The sequence below is a fragment of the Albimonas donghaensis genome, from assembly GCF_900106695.1.
Classification (GTDB): domain Bacteria; phylum Pseudomonadota; class Alphaproteobacteria; order Rhodobacterales; family Rhodobacteraceae; genus Albimonas; species Albimonas donghaensis.
Genome location: NZ_FNMZ01000007.1, coordinates 177182 through 185809 on the forward strand (window position 1 = coordinate 177182; position 8628 = coordinate 185809).

The following is an 8628-nucleotide window of genomic DNA, read 5'->3' on the forward strand; positions in this document are numbered from 1 at the left end:
TCAGAACTTCAGGCCGCCTTCACGGGCGGCGTCGGCGAGCGCCTTGACCTTCCCGTGAAAGAGGTAACCGCCGCGGTCGAACACGACTTCCTCGATGCCGGCCGCCTTGGCGCGCTCGGCGATCGCGGCGCCGATCTTGGCCGCGGCTTCCTTGTTGTTCTTCCCGATCACGCCCAGGGCGGACTCGAGGCTCGACGCCGCGCAGAGCGTGGCGCCCTGCTTGTCGTCGATCACCTGGACCGAGATGTTCTTGTTCGAACGATGCACCGACAGACGGAGCTTGCCGTTCGAGTATTTCCGCAGACGGCTGCGCACACGCTGGCGGCGCCGCTGGAACAGTTCACGCTTGGTCAAAGCCATTACGACGCCTCCTTATTTCTTCTTGCCTTCCTTGCGGAAGATGTATTCGCCCTTGTAGCGAATGCCCTTGCCCTTATAGGGCTCCGGCGCGCGCCACTCACGGATGTTCGCCGCCACCTGGCCGACCTTCTGCTGGTCCATGCCGGTGATCGCGATTTCGGTCGGCTTGGCGCAGACGATGTCGATCCCCTCGGGGATCGCGTATTCCACGTCATGCGAATAGCCGAGCGCCAGCTTCAAGGTCTTGCCCTGGACCTGGGCGCGGTAACCGACGCCCTGGATCTCGAGCTCTTTCTTGAAGCCCTCGGTGACGCCCGTGACCAGGTTCTGAACCTGGGTGCGGGACATCCCCCACTGCTGACGGGCGCGCTTCGAGAGACCGCGCGGCTTCACCGAAACCGCGTTGTCCTCGAGGATCACGTCCACGTCGTCCGTGGCGGTGAAGGAGCGGACGCCCTTCGGACCTTTGACCTCGACGGTCTGGCCCGAAATGGTCGCCGTCACGCCGTTGGGAAGCTCGACGGGCTTCTTGCCGATGCGGGACATTCCAGCCTCCTCAGAACACCGTGCACAGGACTTCGCCACCGACATTGTCGGCGCGGGCCTGCGCATCGGACATGACGCCCTTGGGGGTCGAGACGATGGCGACGCCCAGGCCCTGACGGACCGAGGGAAGCTCACCAACGCCCGAGTACACGCGGCGGCCGGGCGTGGAGACGCGCTTGATCTCCTTGATCACCGGCATGCCGTCGAAATACTTCAGGCTGATCTCGAACTCGGGAAGGCCGCGGGGGCCTTCGGCGGACTCGTAGCCGCGGATGTAGCCTTCGGCCTGGAGAACCTCCAGGACGCGGCCCCGCATCTTCGACGCCGGGGTGCGGACAGTCGACTTGAAACGCATCTGCGCATTGCGGATGCGCGTCAGCATATCGCCGATGGGATCGTTCACAGACATGCGTCGCTCCTCACCAGCTCGACTTCACCATGCCGGGGATCTGCCCGACAGAGGCGTAATCCCGCAGCGCGATGCGCGACATCTTCAGTTTGCGATAGTAGGCCTTGGGACGGCCGGTCACTTCGCAGCGGTTGTGCAGACGGGTCGCCGACGAGTTCCGCGGCAGCTTCGCCAGCTTCATCGACAGCTTCACGCGGTCCGAGAGCGTCAGCTCGGGATCACGGATCTGCTCTTTCAGGGCGGCGCGACGAGCGGCGTACTGGTCAACCAGTTTCTGCCGCTTCTTTTCGCGCTCGATCATGCTCACTTTGGCCATATCGAAATCCTTCCGCGCGATCAGTTCGAGAAGGGCATGTTGAAGAGCTTCAACAGCGCCTTGGCTTCCGCGTCCGTGCGCGCGGTGGTCGCGATAACGATGTCCATGCCCCAGATCTGGTCGATCTTGTCATAGGCGATCTCGGGGAACACGATATGCTCCTTGAGACCCATCGCGTAGTTGCCCCGGCCGTCGAAGGCCGTGCCCTTGACGCCCCGGAAGTCGCGGATACGCGGCATGGCCACGGTCACCAGACGGTCCAGGAAGTCGTACATCCGGTCCTTGCGCAGCGTGACCTTGACGCCGAGCGGCATCTCCTCACGCACCTTGAAGCCGGCGATCGACTTCTTGGCCTTGGTGATGACGGGCTTCTGGCCGGCGATGGCCATCATGTCGTCATGCGCGGACTTGATCTTCTTCGAGTCGGAGACGGCCTCGCCGACGCCCATGTTCAGGACGATCTTGTCCAGACGCGGGATCATCATGTCGTTCGAGTAGCCGAACTCTTCCTTCATCGCCGGGCGCACCACATCGCGGTAGTGGGCCTTGAGGCGCGGCGAATACGCGGCGGCGTCAAGCATCGACGATCTCCCCGGACTTCTTGGCGAAGCGCACCTTCTTGCCGTCGACCGTCTTGAAACCGACGCGGGTCGGCCCGCCGGTCTTGGGGTCGATCAGCGCGAGGTTCGACAGGTCGATGGTCGCTTCCTTGGAGATGCGGCCGCCCTGGCTCTGCGCGGTCTGGCGCTGGTGGCGGACCACCATGTTCACGCCCTGGACGAAGGCCTTGCCCGCGTCGGGCATGACCTTGAGGATCTCGCCCTCATTGCCCTTGTCGCGGCCGGCGAGAACGACGACGCGGTCGCCCTTTTTCAGCTTCGCAGCCATCAGAGGACCTCCGGCGCCAGCGAGATGATCTTCATGAAGTTCTTCGCACGCAGCTCGCGCACGACCGGCCCGAAGATGCGGGTCCCGATCGGCTCCATGTTGTTGTTCAGGAGAACGGCGGCGTTGTCGTCGAAGCGGATGGCGGTCCCGTCGGCGCGACGGACCTCCTTGGCGGTGCGGACGACGACGGCCTTGCGGACCTCGCCCTTCTTCACGCGACCGCGGGGGATGGCCTCCTTCACGGAGACCACGATGATGTCGCCAACGGAAGCGTATTTGCGCTTCGCGCCGCCGAGCACCTTGATGCACTGAACCCGACGCGCGCCGCTGTTGTCAGCGACCGTCAGGTTGGTCTGCATCTGGATCATGGCAGTTTCTCCCGACCTGCGGAGACGACGCTCATGGCGCGCCCCGCGGTTTCGACAATGTCCTGGGGAACGAGATCAGCGAGGCTCACGCCTCGCCGAGCACGACCTCCCAGGTCTTGCTTTTCGATTTCGGCTGGCATTCGCGAATGCGCACCGTTTCGCCCGGCTTGCAGGCGTTGTTCTCGTCATGGGCGTGGTAGCGCTTGGACGAACGCACGGTCTTCTTCATCAGCGGATGGGTGAAGCGACGCTCCACCAGCACCGTGATGCTTTTGTCGTTCTTGTCCGAAACCACGGTGCCCTGAAGGATGCGACGGGGCATATCAGGCCTCCTGGGCGGCGGCGGCCGCCTTCTGGTTCAGAATGGTGTTGACCCGGGCCACGTCCCGACGAACGTCGCGCATGCGGGCGGTGTTCTCGTTCTGGCCGGTGGCGGCCCGGAAGCGGAGGTTGAACGCCTCCTTCTTCAGCGCGGCGAGCTCCTCGCGCAGCTGATCGGGCGTCTTCTCGCGCAGATCGGCGGCTTTCATCAGCCCACGTCCTCTTTCTCGCGTTCCCAGGGCCGGCAATCCGGGCCCGTCGGCATGGCGCCGACCGCGGCGCCCCTGCTTACCAAAATCTCGGGGCCGGATTGTCCCGGCCCCGGATCAATTTCCTTGCGGCGCGATTGCGGCGCGACGACGATGACCGCGGCCCGGAATTCCCGGGCCCCTTGTCACCAGTCTTCGCGCTGAACGAATCGGCACTTGATGGGCAGCTTCATAGCGGCCAATCGGAGGGCCTCCCGTGCCACAGGTTCGGTCACCCCGTCAATCTCGAACATGACGCGGCCGGGCTTCACTTTGGCAGCCCAGTATTCGACCGACCCCTTGCCCTTGCCCATACGCACCTCGGTGGGCTTCTGGGTCACAGGCACGTCGGGGAAGATGCGGATCCACACCCGGCCCTGACGCTTCATGTGACGGGTCATGGCGCGACGAGCGGCCTCGATCTGGCGCGCGGTGATGCGCTCCGGCTCGGTGGCCTTCAGCCCGTAGGACCCGAAATTCAGGTCGGTTCCGCCCTTGGCCAGACCGTGGATACGGCCCTTGTGCTGCTTGCGGAACTTCGTGCGCTTCGGCGACAGCATTTCAGTTGCTCCTCAGCTCTCAGCTCAGTTGCGGGAAGGACGCGAGGCGCCTTCCTGCATTTCCTGCTGCCGGCGATCGCGCGCCTGCGGGTCGTGTTCCATGATCTCGCCCTTGAAGATCCAGGTCTTGATCCCGATGATCCCGTAGGCGGTCTTGGCTTCCACGTGGGCGTAGTCGATGTCCGCGCGCATGGTGTGCAGGGGCACGCGGCCCTCACGATACCATTCGGTGCGCGCGATCTCCGCGCCGCCCAGACGGCCGGCGGCGTTGATGCGGATGCCCAGGGCGCCCATGCGCATAGCGTTCTGCACCGCGCGCTTGATCGCCCGGCGGAAGGCCACGCGACGCTCAAGCTGCTGGGCGATGTTCTCGCCGACCAGCTGCGCGTCGGTCTCGGGCTTGCGGACCTCGAGGATGTTGAGGTGCAGCTCCGACGAGGTCAGCTTGGCCACTTCGCGGCGAAGCTTCTCGATGTCGGCGCCCTTCTTGCCGATGATCACGCCCGGACGCGCCGTGTAGATCGTCACCCGGCACTTGCGGTGCGGACGCTCGATCACGACGCGGCTGATGCCGGCGTTGGCGCAGGTCTTCTTGATGAACTCGCGAATCCGCAGGTCCTCGTGAAGCAGCGCCCCGTAGTCCTTGGCGTTGGCGAACCAACGGCTGTCCCAGGTCCGGTTGATCTGAAGCCGAAGCCCGATCGGATTGACCTTGTTACCCATCAGGCGTTCTCCTCGACCTGCTCGACCGCCGGCTGCTCGACCACGGCCTCGACCTGACGCACCTTGATGGTGATCTGGCTGAACGGCTTCTCGATCTTGCCGAACCGGCCGCGAGCCCGCGGACGACCGCGCTTCAGGACCAGGTTCTTGCCGACATAGGCCTCGGCGACGATCAGCTCGTCGACGTCCAGCCCGTGGTTGTTCTCGGCGTTCGCGATGGCCGACTGCAGCGTCTTGCGCACGTCCTGCGCGATCCGCTTCTTCGAGAAGGCCAGCTCGTTGAGCGCGCGCCCGACCGGCTTCTTGCGGATCAGACCCGCAACAAGGTTGAGCTTGCGCGGCGAGGTGCGCAGCTGCTTGCTGATCGCCATCGCCTCATTATCCGCACGGCGGTGGGAAGATTTGGTCATCGTCCTTACCTCCGCTTCGCTTTCTTGTCGGCCGCATGGCCGTAGTAAGTCCGGGTCGGCGAGAACTCGCCGAACTTGTGGCCGATCATGTCCTCGGTGACGTTCACCGGGATATGCTTCTGACCGTTATAGACCCCGAAGGTCAGCCCCACGAACTGGGGCAGAATGGTGGATCGACGCGACCAGATCTTGATCACTTCGGCCCGGGTCGACTGGCTCGCCTTCTCCGCCTTTTTCAAGACATAGGAGTCGACGAACGGACCTTTCCAGACGGAACGTGCCATCTATTCGTCCCTCCTCAGCGGCCGCTCTTGCGGGCGTGCCGCGAGCGGATGATGTACTTCTGCGTGGACTTGTTCTTACGAGTCCGGGTGCCCTTGGTGTCCTTGCCCCACGGCGTAACCGGGGTCCGGCCGCCCGAGGTGCGGCCTTCGCCGCCGCCATGCGGGTGGTCGATCGGGTTCATCGCGACGCCGCGGACGGACGGACGCTTGCCCTGGTGACGGGTGCGGCCGGCCTTGCCGAAATTCTGGTTCGAATGGTCCGGGTTCGACACCGCGCCGATCGTGGCCATGCACTCCTGGCGAACCATGCGCAGCTCGCCCGAGCTGAGCCGGATCTGCGCGTAGCCGCCGTCACGACCCACGAACTGGGCGTAGGCGCCGGCCGAGCGCGCGATCTGACCGCCCTTGCCGGGCTTCAGCTCGATGTTGTGCACGATCGAGCCCACCGGAATGCCGGAGAACGGCATCGAGTTGCCGGGCTTCACGTCGCACTTCTCGCCCGCGACGACCTTGTCGCCGACGGCCAGCCGCTGGGGGGCCAGGATGTAGGCCTGCTCGCCGTCCTCATACTGGATGAGGGCGATGAAGGCGGTGCGGTTGGGATCGTATTCGATCCGCTGCACCTCGGCCGAGACGTCCCACTTCCGCCGCTTGAAGTCGACGATGCGGTAGAGCCGCTTGGCCCCGCCGCCGATCCGCCGAGCGGTGATGCGTCCGGTGTTGTTGCGTCCGCCCTTCTTCGTGAGGCCCTGGGTGAGCTTCTTGAGAGGGCGACCCTTGAACAGCTCCGAACGGTCGATCAGAACCAGCCCGCGCTGGCCCGGCGTCGTGGGATTATAGGATTTCAACGCCATCTTGCTGTCTTCCGTTGCCGTCCGGGTCCGGACCGTGGTCCGGGGTCCCGGGGAATTGGGTCAGCGTGATGACCGGGCTCAGAGCCCGGTCGTCACGTCGATCGTATTGCCGTCCTGAAGGGTCACGTAGGCCTTCTTGACGTCCTTGCGGCGGCCGGGCTTGCCCTTGAACTTCTTGACCTTGCCCTTGGTCACGGAGGTGTTCACCGCCTTGACCTTGACGCCGAACAGCGTCTCCACCGCTTCCTTGATCTTCGGTTTGGTGGTGTCCATGGACACCTCGAAGACCACCGCGTTCTGCTCCGAAGCCATCGTCGCCTTTTCGGTGATGATCGGCTTGCGGATGATGTCGTAGAGTTCCGGCTTCACGCTCATTTCAGTCGAGCCTCCAGGGCTTCCACGCCGGCGCGCGTCAGCACCAGCATGTCCCGCCGCAGGATGTCGTAGACGTTGGCGCCCTGCGAGGGAAGCACGTCCACGTCGGCGATGTTCTGCGCGGCCAGGCGGAAGTTCGCCTGGATCTCGGCGCCATCGACCACCAGAGCCTTCTTCAGCCCCAGCTTCTCGAAACCGGACTGCAGGGCCTTGGTCTTGGCCTGCTCCAGCTCCGCCTTCTCGATGATCACCAGCTTGCCGCCCTTGGCCTTCGCCGACAGCGCCAGCTTCAGGCCGAGCTTGCGGACCTTCTTGGGCAGGTCATGCGCATGGGAGCGCACGACCGGACCCTTGGTGGTCGCGCCGTGACGGAACTGGGACACGGCCTTGTCGCCGTGCCGCGCGCCGCCGGTCCCCTTCTGACGATAGATCTTCTTCGTCGAATAGGACAGTTCGCCACGCGACTTGGTCTTGTGCGTGCCGGCCTGGCGCTTGGCGAGCTGCCAACGCACGACCCGGTGCAGGATATCCGCGCGCGGCTCCAGCCCGAAGATCGCGTCGTCGAGCTCGATCTCGCCCGCGGCGCCCGCGTCGAGAGTAACGACTTCGGTCTTCATTTGTCGTCGCCTCCTTCCGGGGCATCGCCGGCCGCGTCACCCGACGCTTCGGCTTCCTTCAGCGCGGCGTCCTGCGCGGCGGCTTCTTCCGCGGCCTTCTGGGCCTCGGCTTCGGCTTCCGCGGCGGCGGCCTCGGCGGCGGCGGCTTCGGCGGCCTTGGCGGCCTCCTCGGCGGCGGAGCGCAGGGCGGCCGGCAGGATCACGTTGTCCGGCGTGGCCTTCTTGACCGCGTCGCGGATGGTCACCCAACCGCCGCGCGAGCCCGGAACCGCGCCCTTGACCATGACCAGACCGCGATCGCTGTCGGTCTTGACCACCTGCAGGTTCTGCACGGTCACGCGGGCGGCGCCCATGTGGCCGGCCATCTTCTTGCCCTTGAACACGCGGCCCGGGTCCTGGCACTGGCCGGTGGAGCCGTGCGAGCGGTGCGAGATCGACACGCCGTGCGAGGCGCGAAGCCCGCCGAAGTTGTGCCGCTTCATCGCGCCCGCGAAGCCCTTGCCGATCGAGGTGCCGGCGACATCGACGAACTGACCCGCGAAGTAGTGGTCAGCCGTGATCTCCTCGCCGACCGAGATCAGGTTCTCGGGGGCCACGCGGAACTCGGCCAGCTTCCGCTTCGGCGCCACGGACGCCTTGGCGAAGTGGCCCCGCATCGGGGCGGACGTGTTCTTGGCCTTGGCGGCGCCGGCGCCGAGCTGGACGGCGGAGTAGCCATCCTTCTCGGACGTGCGCTGAGCCACGACCTGGACGTTTTCCATCTGAAGCACGGTCACCGGGATCTGGCGGCCGTCCTCCATGAACAGCCGGGTCATGCCCAGCTTCTTGGCGATCACTCCGGAGCGCATTGATCGTCTCCTCAGAGCTTGATTTCGACGTCGACGCCGGCGGCGAGGTCGAGCTTCATCAGCGCGTCCACCGTCTGCGGCGTCGGGTCCACGATGTCGAGGAGCCGCTTGTGGGTGCGGATCTCGAACTGCTCGCGGGACTTCTTGTCGATATGCGGGCCGCGCAGGACCGTGAACTTCTCGATCTTGTTCGGCAGCGGAATGGGTCCGCGCACCGTGGCGCCGGTCCGCTTCGCGGTGTCGACGATCTCCTGCGTGCTGGCGTCCAGCACGCGGTAGTCGAACGCCTTGAGGCGGATCCTGATGTTCTGGCCTTGCATGGCACAAACCTTTTCGATGGCAGGAAACTCAATGCGAAGGCCGGGGGTCGAGACCCCCGGCCGCCGAGAGCAGAACTGCCTGGTTTACTCGATGATCTTGGAGACGACGCCGGCGCCGACGGTGCGGCCGCCTTCACGGATGGCGAAGCGGAGCTTCTCTTCCATCGCGATCGGGGCGATC

Annotated in this window: 19 protein-coding genes; all 19 read right to left on the reverse strand. The window is 65.2% G+C overall.

The genetic code is table 11. From position 1 onward, the window contains the following. Positions 1-360 carry a 50S ribosomal protein L18 gene (gene rplR, locus BLV24_RS16960; protein WP_092683971.1) on the reverse strand — a complete coding sequence of 120 codons (360 nt, stop codon included), beginning with the start codon at positions 358-360 and terminating at the stop codon, positions 1-3. A gap of 12 nt (positions 361-372) precedes the next feature. Next, positions 373-906, reverse strand: a complete 534-nt coding sequence (rplF, locus tag BLV24_RS16965; RefSeq protein ID WP_092683973.1) for a 50S ribosomal protein L6 — start codon at positions 904-906, stop codon at positions 373-375. Between the two features lie 10 nt (positions 907-916). After that, the gene (rpsH, locus tag BLV24_RS16970; protein ID WP_176954793.1) at positions 917-1315 is read right to left on the reverse strand and encodes a 30S ribosomal protein S8; all 399 of its coding nucleotides are present in this window, start codon (positions 1313-1315) and stop codon (positions 917-919) included. 10 nt (positions 1316-1325) lie between these two features. Next, positions 1326-1631, reverse strand: coding sequence for a 30S ribosomal protein S14 (gene rpsN, locus BLV24_RS16975; protein WP_092683975.1), 306 nt, complete (start codon positions 1629-1631; stop codon positions 1326-1328). 20 nt (positions 1632-1651) lie between these two features. Further along, positions 1652-2212, reverse strand: a complete 561-nt coding sequence (gene rplE, locus BLV24_RS16980; RefSeq protein WP_092683977.1) for a 50S ribosomal protein L5 — start codon at positions 2210-2212, stop codon at positions 1652-1654. Then, positions 2205-2519: a 50S ribosomal protein L24 gene (gene rplX / locus BLV24_RS16985; RefSeq protein WP_092683979.1), complete on the reverse strand. Its 315-nt coding sequence runs from the start codon at positions 2517-2519 to the stop codon at positions 2205-2207. The genes rplE and rplX overlap by 8 nt, the downstream gene beginning before the upstream one ends. After that, positions 2519-2887, reverse strand: a complete 369-nt coding sequence (gene rplN / locus BLV24_RS16990; protein ID WP_092683981.1) for a 50S ribosomal protein L14 — start codon at positions 2885-2887, stop codon at positions 2519-2521. Before rplN ends, rplX begins: the two co-directional genes overlap by 1 nt. Before the next feature lie 85 nt (positions 2888-2972). Further along, positions 2973-3209 carry a 30S ribosomal protein S17 gene (gene rpsQ, locus BLV24_RS16995; protein ID WP_092683983.1) on the reverse strand — a complete coding sequence of 79 codons (237 nt, stop codon included), beginning with the start codon at positions 3207-3209 and terminating at the stop codon, positions 2973-2975. Position 3210: 1 nt separating this feature from the next. Then, positions 3211-3417 (reverse strand): 50S ribosomal protein L29, encoded by a 207-nt coding sequence (gene rpmC / locus BLV24_RS17000; protein WP_092683985.1) that lies wholly within the window; start codon positions 3415-3417, stop codon positions 3211-3213. A gap of 185 nt (positions 3418-3602) precedes the next feature. Then, the gene (gene rplP / locus BLV24_RS17005) at positions 3603-4016 is read right to left on the reverse strand and encodes a 50S ribosomal protein L16 (RefSeq protein WP_092683987.1); all 414 of its coding nucleotides are present in this window, start codon (positions 4014-4016) and stop codon (positions 3603-3605) included. A gap of 24 nt (positions 4017-4040) precedes the next feature. Then, on the reverse strand, positions 4041-4739 hold the full coding sequence (gene rpsC / locus BLV24_RS17010) for a 30S ribosomal protein S3 (protein ID WP_092683989.1): 699 nt from the start codon (positions 4737-4739) through the stop codon (positions 4041-4043). After that, positions 4739-5149, reverse strand: a complete 411-nt coding sequence (gene rplV / locus BLV24_RS17015; protein WP_092683991.1) for a 50S ribosomal protein L22 — start codon at positions 5147-5149, stop codon at positions 4739-4741. The genes rpsC and rplV overlap by 1 nt, the downstream gene beginning before the upstream one ends. Positions 5150-5154: 5 nt before the next feature. Next, complete coding sequence (rpsS, locus tag BLV24_RS17020) at positions 5155-5433, reverse strand: 30S ribosomal protein S19 (RefSeq protein WP_092683993.1); 279 nt, start codon at positions 5431-5433, stop codon at positions 5155-5157. 14 nt (positions 5434-5447) lie between these two features. Then, positions 5448-6287, reverse strand: coding sequence for a 50S ribosomal protein L2 (gene rplB, locus BLV24_RS17025; RefSeq protein WP_092683995.1), 840 nt, complete (start codon positions 6285-6287; stop codon positions 5448-5450). 78 nt (positions 6288-6365) lie between these two features. Beyond that, positions 6366-6662: a 50S ribosomal protein L23 gene (locus BLV24_RS17030; RefSeq protein WP_092683997.1), complete on the reverse strand. Its 297-nt coding sequence runs from the start codon at positions 6660-6662 to the stop codon at positions 6366-6368. Continuing rightward, positions 6659-7279 (reverse strand): 50S ribosomal protein L4, encoded by a 621-nt coding sequence (rplD, locus tag BLV24_RS17035; protein WP_092683999.1) that lies wholly within the window; start codon positions 7277-7279, stop codon positions 6659-6661. The genes BLV24_RS17030 and rplD overlap by 4 nt, the downstream gene beginning before the upstream one ends. Continuing rightward, on the reverse strand, positions 7276-8127 hold the full coding sequence (gene rplC / locus BLV24_RS17040) for a 50S ribosomal protein L3 (RefSeq protein ID WP_092684001.1): 852 nt from the start codon (positions 8125-8127) through the stop codon (positions 7276-7278). The genes rplD and rplC overlap by 4 nt, the downstream gene beginning before the upstream one ends. An 11-nt stretch (positions 8128-8138) precedes the next feature. Then, positions 8139-8447: a 30S ribosomal protein S10 gene (gene rpsJ, locus BLV24_RS17045; protein WP_092684003.1), complete on the reverse strand. Its 309-nt coding sequence runs from the start codon at positions 8445-8447 to the stop codon at positions 8139-8141. Positions 8448-8531: 84 nt separating this feature from the next. Continuing rightward, positions 8532-8628: EF-Tu C-terminal domain-related protein (locus BLV24_RS22910; RefSeq protein ID WP_092684006.1), on the reverse strand; the 97-nt coding region annotated here is incomplete at its 5' end.

Coding starts and splice junctions, on each gene's coding strand:
- rplR (WP_092683971.1), bottom strand. CDS start 360: ATGGCTTTGACCAAGCGTGAACTGTTCCAGCGGCGCCGCCAGCGTGTG.
- rplF (WP_092683973.1), bottom strand. CDS start 906: ATGTCCCGCATCGGCAAGAAGCCCGTCGAGCTTCCCAACGGCGTGACG.
- rpsH (WP_176954793.1), bottom strand. CDS start 1,315: ATGTCTGTGAACGATCCCATCGGCGATATGCTGACGCGCATCCGCAAT.
- rpsN (WP_092683975.1), bottom strand. CDS start 1,631: ATGGCCAAAGTGAGCATGATCGAGCGCGAAAAGAAGCGGCAGAAACTG.
- rplE (WP_092683977.1), bottom strand. CDS start 2,212: ATGCTTGACGCCGCCGCGTATTCGCCGCGCCTCAAGGCCCACTACCGC.
- rplX (WP_092683979.1), bottom strand. CDS start 2,519: ATGGCTGCGAAGCTGAAAAAGGGCGACCGCGTCGTCGTTCTCGCCGGC.
- rplN (WP_092683981.1), bottom strand. CDS start 2,887: ATGATCCAGATGCAGACCAACCTGACGGTCGCTGACAACAGCGGCGCG.
- rpsQ (WP_092683983.1), bottom strand. CDS start 3,209: ATGCCCCGTCGCATCCTTCAGGGCACCGTGGTTTCGGACAAGAACGAC.
- rpmC (WP_092683985.1), bottom strand. CDS start 3,417: ATGAAAGCCGCCGATCTGCGCGAGAAGACGCCCGATCAGCTGCGCGAG.
- rplP (WP_092683987.1), bottom strand. CDS start 4,016: ATGCTGTCGCCGAAGCGCACGAAGTTCCGCAAGCAGCACAAGGGCCGT.
- rpsC (WP_092683989.1), bottom strand. CDS start 4,739: ATGGGTAACAAGGTCAATCCGATCGGGCTTCGGCTTCAGATCAACCGG.
- rplV (WP_092683991.1), bottom strand. CDS start 5,149: ATGACCAAATCTTCCCACCGCCGTGCGGATAATGAGGCGATGGCGATC.
- rpsS (WP_092683993.1), bottom strand. CDS start 5,433: ATGGCACGTTCCGTCTGGAAAGGTCCGTTCGTCGACTCCTATGTCTTG.
- rplB (WP_092683995.1), bottom strand. CDS start 6,287: ATGGCGTTGAAATCCTATAATCCCACGACGCCGGGCCAGCGCGGGCTG.
- BLV24_RS17030 (WP_092683997.1), bottom strand. CDS start 6,662: ATGAGCGTGAAGCCGGAACTCTACGACATCATCCGCAAGCCGATCATC.
- rplD (WP_092683999.1), bottom strand. CDS start 7,279: ATGAAGACCGAAGTCGTTACTCTCGACGCGGGCGCCGCGGGCGAGATC.
- rplC (WP_092684001.1), bottom strand. CDS start 8,127: ATGCGCTCCGGAGTGATCGCCAAGAAGCTGGGCATGACCCGGCTGTTC.
- rpsJ (WP_092684003.1), bottom strand. CDS start 8,447: ATGCAAGGCCAGAACATCAGGATCCGCCTCAAGGCGTTCGACTACCGC.